The sequence below is a fragment of the Agrobacterium sp. NPDC090283 genome (assembly GCF_044769685.1).
Taxonomy (GTDB): domain Bacteria; phylum Pseudomonadota; class Alphaproteobacteria; order Rhizobiales; family Rhizobiaceae; genus Agrobacterium.
In genome coordinates this window covers 133429-147601 of sequence record NZ_JBIVYG010000010.1, presented here as the reverse complement: position 1 = coordinate 147601, position 14173 = coordinate 133429, and the positions used below count along the sequence as shown (strand labels likewise).

General features: G+C 59.7%; 14 protein-coding genes. 6 read left to right on the top strand and 8 right to left on the bottom strand.

Annotated elements, in window-relative coordinates:
• Positions 1–85: 85 nt before the first annotated feature.
• The gene (locus tag ACIQUH_RS16260; protein ID WP_400816847.1) at positions 86–1069 is read right to left on the bottom strand and encodes a TerC family protein; all 984 of its coding nucleotides are present in this window, start codon (positions 1067–1069) and stop codon (positions 86–88) included.
• Between the two features lie 452 nt (positions 1070–1521).
• Between ACIQUH_RS16260 and rpsD the strand changes: the two genes are divergently transcribed.
• The 5 genes from rpsD to ACIQUH_RS16235 all read left to right on the top strand — a co-directional run bounded on the left by rpsD (position 1522) and on the right by ACIQUH_RS16235 (position 5841).
• A complete protein-coding gene (rpsD, locus tag ACIQUH_RS16255) occupies positions 1522–2139 on the top strand; it encodes a 30S ribosomal protein S4 (protein ID WP_046798221.1) in 618 nt (205 codons plus the stop codon).
• 70 nt (positions 2140–2209) lie between these two features.
• A complete protein-coding gene (locus ACIQUH_RS16250) occupies positions 2210–3139 on the top strand; it encodes a glutaminase (RefSeq protein ID WP_400816844.1) in 930 nt (309 codons plus the stop codon).
• Positions 3140–3203: 64 nt separating this feature from the next.
• Positions 3204–4139, top strand: a complete 936-nt coding sequence (gene ttcA, locus ACIQUH_RS16245; protein ID WP_400816955.1) for a tRNA 2-thiocytidine(32) synthetase TtcA — start codon at positions 3204–3206, stop codon at positions 4137–4139.
• Positions 4140–4158: 19 nt separating this feature from the next.
• The gene (locus ACIQUH_RS16240; protein ID WP_400816842.1) at positions 4159–4986 is read left to right on the top strand and encodes an inositol monophosphatase family protein; all 828 of its coding nucleotides are present in this window, start codon (positions 4159–4161) and stop codon (positions 4984–4986) included.
• A 30-nt stretch (positions 4987–5016) separates the two neighbouring features.
• Positions 5017–5841, top strand: coding sequence for an inositol monophosphatase family protein (locus ACIQUH_RS16235; protein ID WP_400816840.1), 825 nt, complete (start codon positions 5017–5019; stop codon positions 5839–5841).
• A gap of 238 nt (positions 5842–6079) precedes the next feature.
• Here the strand turns inward: ACIQUH_RS16235 and ACIQUH_RS16230 are convergent, their stop codons facing one another.
• From ACIQUH_RS16230 to ACIQUH_RS16215, 4 genes are all read right to left on the bottom strand, one after another.
• Entirely contained in the window at positions 6080–7288 is a 1209-nt protein-coding gene (locus ACIQUH_RS16230) for a multidrug effflux MFS transporter (RefSeq protein WP_400816953.1), read from the bottom strand.
• 137 nt (positions 7289–7425) lie between these two features.
• Positions 7426–7761, bottom strand: coding sequence for a Grx4 family monothiol glutaredoxin (gene grxD, locus ACIQUH_RS16225; RefSeq protein ID WP_003520429.1), 336 nt, complete (start codon positions 7759–7761; stop codon positions 7426–7428).
• Between the two features lie 137 nt (positions 7762–7898).
• A complete protein-coding gene (locus tag ACIQUH_RS16220) occupies positions 7899–8330 on the bottom strand; it encodes a hypothetical protein (RefSeq protein WP_400816837.1) in 432 nt (143 codons plus the stop codon).
• On the bottom strand, positions 8327–8575 hold the full coding sequence (locus tag ACIQUH_RS16215; protein WP_003520431.1) for a hypothetical protein: 249 nt from the start codon (positions 8573–8575) through the stop codon (positions 8327–8329). The genes ACIQUH_RS16220 and ACIQUH_RS16215 overlap by 4 nt, the downstream gene beginning before the upstream one ends.
• 211 nt (positions 8576–8786) lie before the next feature.
• On the opposite strand from ACIQUH_RS16215, the gene ACIQUH_RS16210 reads away from it, so the two are divergent.
• Positions 8787–9935 (top strand): hypothetical protein, encoded by a 1149-nt coding sequence (locus ACIQUH_RS16210; protein WP_400816835.1) that lies wholly within the window; start codon positions 8787–8789, stop codon positions 9933–9935.
• A 140-nt stretch (positions 9936–10075) separates the two neighbouring features.
• On the opposite strand, the gene ACIQUH_RS16205 is transcribed toward ACIQUH_RS16210, so the two are convergent.
• The 3 genes from ACIQUH_RS16205 to ACIQUH_RS16195 all read right to left on the bottom strand — a co-directional run bounded on the left by ACIQUH_RS16205 (position 10076) and on the right by ACIQUH_RS16195 (position 14133).
• A complete protein-coding gene (locus ACIQUH_RS16205) occupies positions 10076–10309 on the bottom strand; it encodes a BolA/IbaG family iron-sulfur metabolism protein (protein ID WP_003507909.1) in 234 nt (77 codons plus the stop codon).
• A gap of 16 nt (positions 10310–10325) precedes the next feature.
• Positions 10326–12560 (bottom strand): phosphoribosylformylglycinamidine synthase subunit PurL, encoded by a 2235-nt coding sequence (purL, locus tag ACIQUH_RS16200; protein WP_400816832.1) that lies wholly within the window; start codon positions 12558–12560, stop codon positions 10326–10328.
• A gap of 154 nt (positions 12561–12714) precedes the next feature.
• Complete coding sequence (locus ACIQUH_RS16195; protein WP_400816830.1) at positions 12715–14133, bottom strand: PLP-dependent aminotransferase family protein; 1419 nt, start codon at positions 14131–14133, stop codon at positions 12715–12717.
• Positions 14134–14173: the final 40 nt, after the last annotated feature.

The window sequence follows — 14173 nt, the reverse complement described above, 5'->3', positions numbered from 1 at the left end:
GGGTCAAGCCCGAGGATGACGGAGGGGAATCGTCGAGCTTATTCAGCAGTCTGAGGAGGCGTTTCCGCCTCCTCGTTGCATATTCTTACTCAATGGCCTTCACTTCCTTCCTCGTCGCGATCAGCGAACCGATGATGCCGGTTGCAAGGATGGCGACCGTGACGCCCAGCGAGACGGCGGGCGGGATCTTGGCGATGCCGAGCATATCGGCGACGAAAATCTTCGAGCCGACGAAGACCAGAACCGCAGCCAGCGCATATTTCAGATAAGCGAAGCGGTGGATCAGGGCGGCGAGCGCAAAATAGAGGGCGCGCAGACCGAGGATCGCGAAGATGTTCGAGGTATAGACGATAAACGGATCGGTGGTGATCGCGAAGATCGCCGGGATCGAATCGACGGCGAAGATCAGGTCGGCGATTTCAACCATGATGAGCGCCAGGAAGAGCGGCGTCACGAAGGTTTTCAGCTTGCCGGTGGTCGCATCCGTTTCCTTGACGAAGAACTTCTCGCCATGCAGCTTCTCCGTCACCGGCAGGCGGCTGCGCAGGAATTTCAGGATGCGGTTGTTGCCGATATCGGCCTCGTCATGGTCGGACGAGAACAGCATCTTGAGGCCCGTGAAGACGAGGAAGGCCGCAAAGAGATAAAGCACCCAGTGGAAGTTTTCGACGATGGCCGCACCGCCGGCGATCATGATGCCGCGCAGGATGATGACGCCGAGGATACCCCAGAGCAGCACACGATGCTGGTACTGACGGGGAATGGCGAAGTAAGAGAAGATCATGGCGATGATGAAGATATTGTCCATCGCCAGGCTTTTTTCGACCACGAAGCCGGTGACATATTCCATCGCCGACTGCTGGCCGGACTGATACCAGATCCAGCCGCCAAAGGCCAAACCGATGGCGATATAAAAGCCGGACATCAGCAGGCTTTCACGAATGCCGATTTCCTTGGAATTCTTGTGCAGCACGCCGAGATCGAGCGCCAGGAGGCCAAGGACGAGAGAAATGAAGACCGCCCACATCCATGTGGGGGTGCCGAGAAAATCGTTGAGGAGGAACTCCATCAGTCAACCTTTAGCCGGACGAGGTTGGCTTTGCGGATGGGGAACGTGTGTCAAGAATATACGTGGGCCCCAACCTAAAGAAACTCGACATCACGTGTTGTCCGGTAACACGTCAGAGGGGCCCGAGTTCTGATCACGATGGGTAAATGGGTGGCCCCTCGATGTTTTCAAGGGCAGGCTCAAGAAAAAAATCGGCAGGCGCTGTTTGACAAATTTGTAAAACGACTATAGAAGCCGCCCCAACGCCGGGCAGTGATGTCCGGTGTGTTTTGTTGACTGCCTTGCAGTTTAAAGGCTGACGTTCGGCGGTCAATATCACCGACATGTCCCGTGGTTTCTCCATTTGCATGTGAGAAGCCTGTCAGAGGCCCTGAAACGGGCTTCAGAGGAGGGCGTGTTTCCTTAAACCGGTTTGGCAACAGACCGGCATAACCTTTTGAGAAGGAAATACGATGAGCAAGCGCGAATCGGCTAAGTACAAAATTGACCGCCGCATGGGCGAAAACATCTGGGGTCGTCCGAAGTCCCCGGTTAACCGCCGCGAATACGGCCCGGGCCAGCACGGCCAGCGCCGCAAGGGCAAGATGAGCGACTTCGGCACGCAGCTGCGCGCCAAGCAGAAGCTCAAGGGCTACTACGGCGAACTGCGCGAAAAGCAGTTCCGCGCCACCTTCGACGAAGCAAACCGTCGCAAGGGCGATACCTCTGAGAACCTGATCGGCCTGCTCGAGTCGCGTCTGGACGCCATCGTCTACCGCGCCAAGTTCGTTCCGACCGTTTTTGCATCGCGCCAGTTCATCAACCATGGCCACGTCACGGTTAACGGCGTTCGCGTCAACATCGGTTCTTACCGTTGCAAGGCTGGCGACGTTATCGAAGTTCGTCAGAAGTCCAAGCAGCTGGTTACGGTTCTCGAAGCCGTTCAGCTCGCTGAGCGTGACGTTCCTGATTACATCGAAGTTGATCACAACAAGATGGTTGCCACCTACGCCCGCGTTCCGTCGCTTTCCGACGTTCCGTACCCGGTCGTCATGGAACCGCATCTGGTCGTCGAATTCTACTCGCGTTAATCGACGCGTTTCAGTATTGAGAAAGCCGCCCCTCGGGGCGGCTTTTTTTGTTTGCTGGGGAAGGCTTTGCATGCAGGATATTCAGGCGATCGTCGATTCCATCTATGACAGCATGCTGCCGAGACTGGGTGAGGGGAAGGTTGCGGATTACATTCCCGAACTCGCCAAGGTCGATCCCAACCAGTTCGGCATCGCCATCACCACCGTCGATGGAACCACCTATACGGCCGGCAATGCGCTTGTGCCGTTTTCGATCCAGAGTATCTCCAAGGTCTTCATGCTGACGCTGGCGCTCGGCAAGGCCGGTGAGACGGTTTGGAACCGGGTGGGGCGCGAACCTTCAGGCTCTTCCTTCAACTCCATCGTCCAGCTGGAACATGAGCACGGCATCCCGCGCAATCCCTTCGTGAATGCCGGCGCGATCGTGGTGACCGACATCGTGCTGTCCGGCCACCAGCCGCGTGAGGCGATTGGCGAGCTTCTGCGCTTCGTGCGTTACCTCGCTGACGATGACACGATCAGCATTGACGACACGGTGGCGAAATCCGAGCAGGCGACGGGTTTCCGCAATTTTGCGCTCGCCAATTTCATGCGTTCCTTCGGCAATCTGCATCATCCCGTGGAACATACGCTCGGCGTTTATTTCCATCAGTGCGCGCTTTCCATGACCTGCGCCCAGCTATCCCGTGCTGGCCTCTTCCTTGCCAATCGCGGCCGCAATCCGCTGACCGGCCACACGGTCGTCTCGGACAGGCGGGCGCGGCGTATCAATGCGCTGATGCTGACCTGCGGCCATTATGACGGATCGGGCGATTTCGCCTATCATGTCGGCCTGCCGGGCAAGAGCGGTGTCGGCGGCGGCATCATGGCGGTGGCGCCGGGCAATGCGTCGATTGCCGTCTGGTCGCCGGGTCTCAACAAGGTGGGTAATTCGGCGCTTGGGTCACATGCGCTGGAAATGCTGGCGACGAAAACCGGCTGGTCGGTATTCGGGGCTTGATATTGCCGGTGGATGGGGGCATTCCCTGCATGAAGAACGGCAGTCGTGCCGGAGCGAGCGGATGATGAACATTCTCACCAAGATCGATGACTTTGTAGATCAGGCCGGGGCTGCACCGATCGGGGCGGATCAGGACGCGTCCGAGGAAAACGGCAGCTCGCATCCGCTGTTCGACAATGCGCCGCGGTCTGTCTCGTTCAACAAGCTGCGCAAGCGGTTGCTGCGCAATGTGCGCCAGGCGTTTGAAGATTTCGGCATGCTGAACGGCCAGAAGCGCTGGCTTGTCGGCCTTTCCGGCGGCAAGGACAGCTATGGTCTTCTGGCGCTGCTGCTCGATCTCAAATGGCGCGGGCTTTTGCCGGTGGAGCTGGTGGCCTGCAATCTCGATCAGGGCCAGCCGAATTTTCCCAAGCACGTCCTGCCGGAATATCTGGCGAAGATCGGCGTTGCCCATCGCATCGAATATCGCGACACCTATTCGGTGGTGAAAGAAAAGGTGCCCTCCGGCGGCACTTACTGTTCGCTCTGTTCGCGGCTCAGGCGCGGCAATCTCTACCGCATCGCGCGGGAGGAGGGCTGTGACGCGCTGCTGCTCGGCCATCACCGCGAGGATATTCTCGAAACCTTCTTCATGAATTTCTTCCATGGCGGCCGTCTTGCCGGCATGCCGGCGAAGCTTTTGAATGACGAGGGCGACCTGATGGTCATGCGCCCGCTTACCTATTGCGCCGAAGACGATATGGCGAAATTTGCGGCGGCGATGGAATTCCCGATCATTCCCTGTGACCTCTGCGGCTCGCAGGACGGGCTTCAGCGCAATGCCATGAAAGAGATGCTGGCCGATATCGAACGGCGCATGCCGGGCCGCAAGGACGTGATGTTGCGGGCGCTTGCCCACGTTAATCCGTCGCATCTGCTTGATCCCAGGCTTTTTGATTTTTCGGCGCTTGCTGTCACCGGGGCGTCACCTGAAGAGCGTAGTGAGGCCAGCCCTCCCTGATGAAGAAGTACCCCGCGCCATGAGCCTTTCCGATAAAGATATCGAATTCCTCGTTTCCACCGTTGCCGCGGCCGGCGCGAATGAAATTCTTCCCCGCTTCAGAAACCTGAGCGCCGGTGCGATCTCCGAAAAGACCTCCGCTGTCGATCTGGTCACCGAGGCCGATGTTCTGGCGGAAAAGGCGATAACCGCTGCTCTCCTTCAGCGATTTCCGAAGGCCCATATCGTCGGCGAAGAGACCTATGAGGCGGACCCGTCCGTCATTCCAGCCCTTGCCGATGCGCCGCTTGCCTTCGTGATCGATCCCATCGACGGCACTTTCAATTACGCTTCCGGTTTTCCCGCTTTCGGCACGCTGCTTGCGGTCACCGTCAAGGGCGAGACGGTGGCGGGCATCATCCACGATCCTGTCATGGGCGATACCATCGTTGCGCTGAAAGGCGAGGGTGCGTTTCTCAACCGCAGGAACGGTTCTCAGGCGAAGCTCAAGGTCGCCGATCCCGCGCCATTGTCCGACATGGTCGGCATATTTTCCTGGGGCCACAGCCATCAGGATCGCCGGCCGGTGATCGCCGCCAATATGGCCAAGATCAGGATGGCGCTGTCGCTCAACTGCTCGGCACATGAATATTGGCTCGCCTCGGCCGGCAAGCTGCATTTCATCGGCCATGAAAAGCTGATGCCGTGGGATCATCTCGCCGGCGTGCTCATTCATCAGGAAGCGGGTGGCTACACGGCCCGTTTCGACAATACGCCCTATCGGCCGGGGCAAACGGAGGGCGGCATCCTATCCGCTCCCGACAAGGAAAGCTGGAAGATGCTGCGACGGGAAATCGTCGCCTTATAGTCATTACGCTCAGAAAGAAGGATATCGCCCATGGCTCTCGAACTCGACATCGCCTCTCTTGCCAATGCGCTTCAGGAGGCGGCGGCAGTGGAAATCCTGCCGCGGTTCCGCAATCTGGGCGAAGGCGATGTGCGGATGAAGACCGAGGCGATCGACCTCGTGACCGAAGCCGACGAGGCTGCCGAGCGGCTGATCCGCGCCCGTGTGCAGGATATCATGCCGGATGCGCTGTTCATCGGTGAAGAGGCGGTGGCGGCGGATGCCTCGCTGCTCGACAAGCTTGCCGATGCCGATCTTGCCGTGGTGGTCGATCCGATTGACGGCACCTACAACTTCGCCTCCGGCCTGCCGCTCTTCGGCGTGATGATGAGCGTCATCTCCAAGGGCGAGACCGTGGCCGGCCTGATCTTCGATCCGATGGGCAATGACTGGGCGATTGCCGAAAAAGGCTCGGGCGCATGGCTTTGCAGCGCCGATGGCGCGCAGACGCAGATGTCCGTGGTGCCGGCGCCGGAACTGTCGCAGATGGTCGGTATTGCCAATACCGGCTACTTCGATGTGGAGACGCGCCGCAAGATCCTCATGAACCTCGCGGATGTGCGACTGTTCACCAGTTATCGTTGTGCTGCACATGAATACCGCCTGTTCTGTGGCGGCCACATGCATTTCCTGATGTATAACAAGCTGATGCCCTGGGACCATCTGGCCGGCACGCTGATCTCGCAGGAATCGGGCGCCTATGCGGCGCGTCTCGACGGTTCGCCCTATCTGCCGCGCCATGTGGATGGCGGGCTGCTGCTTGCGCCGGATCAGGAGACGTGGGAATTGCTGCGGGAGAAGATTTTCACGGTGTGAGGTGGCCTGACAAGGTTGCGGCTTGATGGTGGACATCTACCCCACCTCCGTCATCCTCGCCCTTGAGGCGAGGATCCACAGGCGGTCGAAGCGATGGATCCTCGGGTCAAGCCCGAGGATGACGCCAAGAGCGGGGAATGAGTGCTGAAACTGGCTGACGCTGAGCGTGACGCCAGCCGTCAATCCAACAAAAGGGCGCGGAACAGAATTCCGCGCCCTTTTCTTTTTTCAGCCGGTGTTACCGTGTCGGCTTGTTATGGGCCTGAAACAACATGCCCTTTTCGCCGATCAGCACGAAGATCAGGCCGATGATGGAGACCACGAAGAAGCCGGCCACCATGGGCAGCGCCGTCCCGTCGAAAGCCTGGCCGATGGCCGCGCCGATCAGCGAGCCGCCGACGGTTCCCATGAAACCGATAACGGAGGAGGCGGTGCCGGCGACGTGGCCGAGCGGTTCCATGGCGAGCGAGTTGAAGTTCGAGCCGATCCAGCCGAACTGGAACATGGCAAGCGCAAAGAACACGATGAAGATGGCGAACGGCATCGGTTCCGGCCCGAGCACCTGCACCACCAGCCAGATGAAGGTGATGGCGATGAAGCCGAGCAGCGACCCGTGCGACAGCTTGCGCATGCCGAACTTGCCGACAAGCCTCGCATTGATGAAGGACGAGAAGGCCATGAACAGGGCGACGCCGGCAAAGGCCGCCGCAAACCATGCGCCGAGCCCATAAATGCCCTTATAGACCTGTTCGGCCGAATTGATGAAACCGAACAGTGCACCAAAGATGAAGGTGCTGGAGAGCGTGTAACAAAGCGCAATACGATTGGTGAGCACGATCTTGAAACCGCCGAGCACCGAGCGGGCGGTGAAGGGGCGCACATCATCCGGGTGCAGGGTTTCCGGCAGGCGGAAATACATCCACGCCGTCACGACGGCCGCTATTGCCGCCATGAAGGCGAAGATCAGATGCCAGTTGCCGAAGAAGAGCACGATCTGGCCGGTGCCGGGCGCGATGACCGGAACGACCATGAAGACCATCATGATCAGCGACATGACTTCCGCCATCTGGCGGCCGCCATAGATATCACGCACGATCGAGATGGTGATGACGCGCGTCGCGGCCGAACCGATCCCCTGAATGAAGCGCAGCAGCAGCAGACCGGAGAAGGATGGCACGAAGACCACGGCAATGGCGGAGATGATGTAGATGGCCAGACCGACGAGCATCGGCTTGCGGCGGCCGAAACGGTCCGAAATCGGCCCATACAGAAGCTGGGCGACGCCGAAGCCGAGAAGGTAGGTGGAAATCACGTATTGGCGGTGGTTTTCATTCACGACGCCGAGCGAAGCGCCGATTTCCTGAAGACCGGGCAGCATGATGTCGATGGCAAGCGCGTTCAGCGCCATCAGCATGGCGGCCAGCGCAATAAATTCCGTGCGCCCCATCGAGCCTGCGCGCGAAGCGGTGGATTGTGAAAGTTCTGTCACAGGATTGCCCCAAAAAGAACGGCAAAGGCGTTGCATGAAGCAACGCCTGGCATAAATTTCTGACAATCAGGGTGGGCCGGATGAACCGGCCGAAATCAGGCCGCGCCGCGGACGCTGATACCCTGTTCTTGGAAGTGGTTCTGCAACTCGCCGGACTGAAACATCTCTCTTACGATGTCACAGCCGCCGACGAATTCGCCCTTGACGTAGAGCTGCGGAATGGTCGGCCAGTTGGAATAGTCCTTGATGCCCTGGCGGATATCGGCATCGGCAAGCACGTTGATGCCCTTGTAGTCGACGCCGAGATAATCGAGGATCTGTACCACCTGGCCGGAAAAACCGCACTGCGGAAATTGCGGGGTGCCCTTCATGAAAAGAACGATGTCGTTGCTCTTCACTTCGCTGTCGATCATGTCGTGAATGCCGCTCATAGGCCTATTCCTTTCACATGCGGTTCAAGGCCGCTGCTTTCTGTTAGCCTCTAAATAACATGTCGCGGCGCGATTTCCACCCGGAAAGCGTAAAAAATGCGCGGGTGTGGCATTGCTGGATGGAGGCCGAAACGTCGCTACCAGTGCGTCAGTCCAGCCGGATAAGAAAAGTCGAGCATTATCTTCCCGATGGGCTCCCGCCGTCTGAAGACCGATTTCACTATTGGACCTGTTCTACCCTTGTAAATATGAAGTTCCTGCTTGTTCTCGAACATTATGGTTTTCCCGCCGCTATTCAGCGAGCAGCCATCCTCGCAGTCGATTTCGATCTCGCTAGAGAAGCGACCCGGTTTTAGATCGATGATCAGTTTTGGAGTTTCCTGTTCCACAAGGCGGCAGGTTTCGCCGGTTTTGCAGAAGGCCTTCCCAGATATCCGATCGGCACCATCAAGCTCCACGACGAAGCCGATCTTGATCTCCTTGCTGCTCTCAACCTCTGCGGCACCTTGTAGCGGCCCCGAAATCGCCAGCAGCAAAAAGGCGACTAGCAAACGAAGGCGGTGCATCATCGATATCGTTGCCGACTGCGCGCGGCGGCGGTGCGTCTCTTGCTCACCTGCTTCTTGGCCGGCTTGGGTTTGACGGCGGCATTGATCGCGGCTTCCAGAACGGAGCCGACGATGCCGCCGGCCAGCGAGCCGGTGCTTTTCGTCCGGCGCGCGCGGCGCGTTTTGCGAATACCGGTCTTGGTGAGGATTTCAGACAGCGCGCCCTTGACGACGCCGTTGAGTACTTGATCGACGATGCCAGACAAATTTCCCTCACCGATAAATAAATCATATTTCCGTCGCGATTTTTACTATACGTGCATCGCCCGCTGTATCAAGCGATCCTTTCGGGTGTCTCCAGCGCGGTTTTGCTTTTCGCCGAAACGCAAAAGCGCGCTATCTCTTTGTTTTTGCGCATTGTCCTGACGTAAAAGCGATTCCGCTTTTACTGGAAATGCTCCGGCCGAAGGTTCCTGCATGCCAGCCGTCAAGTCACGACTTGTTCTTTATTTCCCCGGTTTCGATCCGCTCGATGCGGCTGCCCATCATCTGCGTTACCAGCGGGCGGCGGCGCTGGCCGGCAAGACATGGGATGTCGGCTATGCGGTGGGGCCGCTGGAGAACAGGCCGGGGGGCGAAACATTCACGGTGGAGGCCTCGGCGGGTGGCTGGCGGACGCGCTCCGACATTTTTGTCTACGATCATAATGGGGTGATATCGCAATTGCGGGATGAGCCGGTCTGGCGGCAGATCTGGCTCGGCTTCAAGGCCGGGGCAGGCATTGTCAGTGAGGGCGGTGCGGCGCGTTATTTCCGCCATGCCTGGCGTTTTGGGCTGTTCTTCATCTTTCCGTTCCTGCTGATGCTTGTCGGTGGCGCGCTTGCGGCGGCTATCGCCCTGTTGCCCTGGCTTTTCGCTTTGCCGCTCTGGCTCTTCGCGATCAGCCTTCCCGCCGCCGCGTTGTTTTTCGCAAAGGCTTTCCTGCCGTTTGCAGAGCGGTTTCACACCCTGCATCTTTATGCGGACTGGCGGTTCGCGCTTTCGGTCGGCTGGGATGAACCGATTGCCCGCGACTGGATCGAGGAGAGGGCAGCACTTGTTCTGACGGCGCTGGAACAGCCCTCGGATGAGGTTCTGGTGGTTTCCCACAGCATGGGCGCCAGCCTTGCGCTCGCGGTTGTCGGCCGTGTGCTGGAACTGAAGCCGGATGCGCTGGATGGCCGGAAGTTGTCCTTTGCGACCTTGGGCGGCGCGGCGCTGCAATGTGCCTTCCTGTCGAGCGCGGACAGGCTTCGCCAAAGTGTCGGCACGATCGCCCGTCACCCGGAGGTGACGTGGTTCGATATCCAGTGTCTGACCGATCCGATCCATCTCTATCGGTGCAATACCGTGGGCCTGACCGGTCACAGGGATGCGCCGCAGCCGAAGATCGTGCCGATCCGTTTCAAGCATGCGCTCTCGCCGGATCGTTACAGGAAGAACAAGCGCAACTTCCTGCGCATGCACCGGCAATATGTTCTGGGGCCGGATCGCAAATCCGGTTACGACTTTACGCTGCTGACGGCAGGGCCTTTGCCGGCCGCGTCCTTCGCCGATCTGGATTCGCAGACGCCGCCTGCTTTGTAAGCGGCGTTTTTCCCTTTTGCCCGATATGAAAAGGCCCGCGTGAGAGCATCACGCGGGCCTTTGATTTATCCGCAGTTTTCACGCTCTGCCGCAGATAGGACAGAGACGTTGTGTTGCCATAACCGCTTTCACGGGCGCAATCATTCGGGAGCCGAGGTCTGCAGGGCAAGGGCATGCAGAACGCCGCCCATATTGCCCTTCAGCGCGTCATAGACCATCTGGTGCTGCTGCACGCGGGTCTTGCCCTTGAATGCTTCCGCAACGACTTCCGCAGCGTAATGATCGCCATCACCGGCCAGATCGCGGATCGTGACCTTTGCCCCGGGAATTCCCGCCTTAATCATGTCTTCAATGTCGCCGGGTTTCATGGGCATGGTGTTTCTCCTTAATTCATTCTGCGGCGAGCAAAGTTTCGCCGTCCATGAATTGAGGGAACCACGATTCATAGGCCAAGTGCAATTCTTTAATCTCGACGGCGCGCGCCGTGCCCAGCTTTACGGTGGAACCGCCGGTAACGCCGATGGCCGGGCAGGAAACGCCTGCTGCCTTGGCCGCCGCCTGTACCTTGTCGAGATCGCCCTTCTTGACCGTCAGGACATAACGGCCCTGGTCTTCGCCATAGAAGGTGAGGGTTGCATTATGGCCTTCGACGGCGTCGATTGTCGCACCGATGCCAGAGGAAATCGCCATTTCGGCAACGGCGAGGGCGAGACCGCCCGAGGAGCAATCGTGAACGGCGGTGGCAAGACCGTCGGTGATGATCCCACGGACGAAATCGCCGTTTTTCTTCTCGGCGGCCAGATCGACATGCGGTGCCGGGCCATCGATGCGGCCGTGAATGTCACGCATATAGACCGACTGGGCGATATGCGTGCCGAGGCCGGCAGGCGCGCCGACCAGCAGTACCACCTCTTCAGCGGCGGCAAAGCGGATGCGCGCCATGCGGCCCCAATCCTTCAGGAGGCCAACGCCGCCGATGGTGGGGGTGGGCAGGATCGCCTGACCATTGGTCTCGTTATAGAGCGAGACGTTGCCGGAAACGATCGGGAATTCCAGCACGCGGCAGGCTTCGCCGATGCCCTTGATGGCATGGACGAGCTGGCTCATGATCTCAGGCTTTTCCGGATTGCCGAAATTGAGGTTGTCGGTTGCCGCCAGCGGCAAAGCGCCGGTTGCGGTGATGTTGCGCCAGCATTCGGCGACCGCCTGCTTGCCGCCTTCGAAAGGGTCGGCCTCAACGTAACGTGGCGTCACGTCGGAGGAGAAGGCGAGCGCCTTCTTGTCGTGGCCTTCGACGCGCACCACGCCGGCATCGCCGCCGGGAAGCTGCAGCGAATTGCCCTGGATCAGCGTGTCATACTGTTCGTAAACCCAGCGGCGCGAGGAGTTGTTGGCCGAACCGACGAGCGATACCAGCGCATCGGCAATATCGGCGGCGGGGATGTCATTTTCCGAAAGCGCTGCGGGCACCTTGGCGGGCGTCCACGGGCGGTCATATTCGGGGGCCTCGTCGCCGAGTTCCTTGATCGGCAGGTTGGCGACTTCTTCGCCATTGTGCAGCACGCGGAAGCGCAGGTCGTCGGTGGTCTTGCCGACGATGGCGAAGTCCAGACCCCATTTGACGAAGATCGCCTTGGCGACTTCTTCCTTGGAGGGTTCGAGAACCATGAGCATGCGCTCCTGGCTTTCCGACAGCATCATTTCGTAAGCCGTCATGCGCTCTTCGCGCACCGGTACGGCGTTCAAGTCAAGCTCGATGCCGAGATCGCCCTTGGCGCCCATTTCGACAGCCGAGCAGGTGAGGCCTGCGGCGCCCATGTCCTGAATGGCGATGACCGCACCGGTCTTCATCAGCTCAAGGCAGGCTTCCAGCAGGCACTTTTCGGTGAAGGGGTCGCCGACCTGAACGGTCGGGCGCTTTTCTTCGATGGATTCGTCGAATTCGGCAGAGGCCATGGTCGCGCCGCCGACGCCATCGCGGCCGGTCTTTGCACCGAGATAAACGACCGGCAGGCCGACGCCCTTGGCTTCCGAGAGGAAGATCGCATTGGACTTGGCAAGGCCGGCTGCGAAGGCGTTGACGAGGATATTGCCGTTATAACGCGGATCGAATTCCACTTCGCCGCCAACCGTCGGCACGCCGAAGGAATTGCCGTATCCGCCGACACCCGCGACGACGCCGGCCACGAGGTGGCGGGTCTTCGGATGATCGGGCGCACCGAAACGCAGGGCGTTCATGGCGGCGATCGGGCGGGCGCCCATGGTGAAGACGTCGCGCAGGATGCCGCCGACGCCGGTCGCCGCACCCTGATAAGGCTCGATGTAGGACGGGTGGTTGTGGCTCTCCATCTTGAAGACGACACAGTCGCCATCGTCGATATCCACCACGCCGGCATTTTCACCGGGGCCCTGAATGACGCGCGGTCCTGTTGTCGGCAGGGTCTTCAGCCACTTCTTCGAAGACTTGTAGGAGCAGTGCTCGTTCCACATGGCCGAGAAGATGCCAAGCTCGGTAAAGCTCGGCTCCCGTCCGATCAGGTCGAGGATACGCTGGTATTCGTCGGGCTTCAGCCCGTGGGATGCAACGAGTTCCGGGGTGATCTTGATGGAATTTGGAATCGACATAGGTCTCACGCGGTTCGAGCCGAGGAAAGTTTCCGGTTCTTTAGCGCAAGAGGCTCCATGGTGCGACAGGAAAATGCGCCGCTTTGCTGGCTAATGGGCGGTTTTTGCCCTTATTCACCCGTTGCGGGTACCGCCCGCAACGCCGAAGCCCGGATCACGCTACGCTTTCATAACCGGCGGAGCCGTTATCGAGCAGGTGACGCAGGACGTCGAAGGCATGGGTCAGTTCCTCGCGGGTGGAGGGCCCGGAAAAGCTGATGCGAACGCGGTGGAAAACCTTGTCCGTTCGTCCGGCCTTGAACTCGTCCTCGTCATCGATCAGCACGCCTTCCTTCATCGCCGCATTGCGGAAGGTGCCGGAAAGCCAGGGTTCGGGCAGTCTCAGCCACAGGAAGGCGATATCGGGCCGCGAATTGAAGTCCAGCCCGGCCAGCGCGCGCCTCGCAATCGCCTCGCGTCCATTCAGTTCGGCAATGCAATCCTTGCGGATATCGTGGGCGTCGCCGCTGTTGACGAGGCGTGCATTCAGCTCCGCCAGCACGAAGGGCAGGCCGCCCGTCAGCATCGAATGGGAAATACGGATGCGCGATGAATATTGCGCGGGACAGGCGACCCAGCCGCCGCGCACGCCGGCGGCGACGGATTTCGACAGGCCGCCGACCACGAAGGTGATGTCTGGCGCAAATTCGGCGATCAGCGGGATCGCTTCGCGGGTCATCGCGCCATAAAGATTGTCCTCGATGATCCATACGCCATAACGACGGGCAATATCGGCAATCGCGCGGCGGCGCTCTTCCGGCAGGGTGGCGCAGGTGGGGTTCTGGCCTGCTGACATGAGGAAGATCATTTTCGGGTGCTGTTGGGCGCAGACCCGTTCGAAATCATCGGGGATAATGCCGTCCTGATCCGCTTCCACCAGCGTCACCCGCCTTCCGGCAAGGGCGGCGCTGCGGCTGATGTGGGAATAGGTGACGGGTTCGAAGACGATACGGTCGCCCGGCGCTGTCATTGCCGTTATCACGCTCATCACCGCCGCATGGGCGCCAAGCGTCGAGACGATATTTTCCGGCTTCGGCGACCAACCGTTCTGGGAAAGCCAGCGGGCACCCGCCAGGCACCAGCTATCCGGGAAAGAGCGGGCATAATTGGTGATGTCGTAGGTGTGCTCCCGGGTGACGGCCTCGATGTGCCTGGCGATCAGCAGGCTCTGGCCGACATCGGGTGCGGCCGTCGTGTTCAATCGGAACTCGGCGCTGCTGTCGACGGCGTGACGGGTGCTGCCGAAGGCCGCCGCGGCCGGTTCCATAGGCAATGACGGGGCAGGGGTCTTGCGCTCATTGACATAGGTGCCACGGCCGACTTCGCCGCTGACGAGGCCGCGCTCGTGAATGAGCGCATAGGCCCGGCTGATTGTGCCGATTGTCACACCCAGATCATAGGCGAGATTGCGCTGCGGCGGCAATTTCGAGCCGGCCTGCAGGGTGCCGTCGGAAATCGCGCCTTCGATACTATCCGCAAGGCGAAGATAAATCGGGCCGTCGCCCTCGGTAATGTCGGGAAGCCAATTTGTCATGGTGACAATTTATGCATTGTATCTATCCCCAAGTCAATTG

What these genes read in the sequence shown, in the direction of transcription:
- rpsD (WP_046798221.1), top strand. Translation starts at nt 1,522, where the DNA reads ATGAGCAAGCGCGAATCGGCTAAGTACAAAATTGACCGCCGCATGGGC.
- purL (WP_400816832.1), bottom strand. Translation starts at nt 12,560, where the DNA reads ATGTCGATTCCAAATTCCATCAAGATCACCCCGGAACTCGTTGCATCC.
- ACIQUH_RS16220 (WP_400816837.1), bottom strand. Translation starts at nt 8,330, where the DNA reads ATGATGCACCGCCTTCGTTTGCTAGTCGCCTTTTTGCTGCTGGCGATT.
- ACIQUH_RS16195 (WP_400816830.1), bottom strand. Translation starts at nt 14,133, where the DNA reads ATGACAAATTGGCTTCCCGACATTACCGAGGGCGACGGCCCGATTTAT.
- ttcA (WP_400816955.1), top strand. Translation starts at nt 3,204, where the DNA reads ATGAACATTCTCACCAAGATCGATGACTTTGTAGATCAGGCCGGGGCT.
- ACIQUH_RS16240 (WP_400816842.1), top strand. Translation starts at nt 4,159, where the DNA reads ATGAGCCTTTCCGATAAAGATATCGAATTCCTCGTTTCCACCGTTGCC.
- ACIQUH_RS16260 (WP_400816847.1), bottom strand. Translation starts at nt 1,069, where the DNA reads ATGGAGTTCCTCCTCAACGATTTTCTCGGCACCCCCACATGGATGTGG.
- ACIQUH_RS16205 (WP_003507909.1), bottom strand. Translation starts at nt 10,309, where the DNA reads ATGCCCATGAAACCCGGCGACATTGAAGACATGATTAAGGCGGGAATT.
- ACIQUH_RS16250 (WP_400816844.1), top strand. Translation starts at nt 2,210, where the DNA reads ATGCAGGATATTCAGGCGATCGTCGATTCCATCTATGACAGCATGCTG.
- ACIQUH_RS16210 (WP_400816835.1), top strand. Translation starts at nt 8,787, where the DNA reads ATGCCAGCCGTCAAGTCACGACTTGTTCTTTATTTCCCCGGTTTCGAT.
- grxD (WP_003520429.1), bottom strand. Translation starts at nt 7,761, where the DNA reads ATGAGCGGCATTCACGACATGATCGACAGCGAAGTGAAGAGCAACGAC.
- ACIQUH_RS16230 (WP_400816953.1), bottom strand. Translation starts at nt 7,288, where the DNA reads ATGGGGCGCACGGAATTTATTGCGCTGGCCGCCATGCTGATGGCGCTG.
- ACIQUH_RS16235 (WP_400816840.1), top strand. Translation starts at nt 5,017, where the DNA reads ATGGCTCTCGAACTCGACATCGCCTCTCTTGCCAATGCGCTTCAGGAG.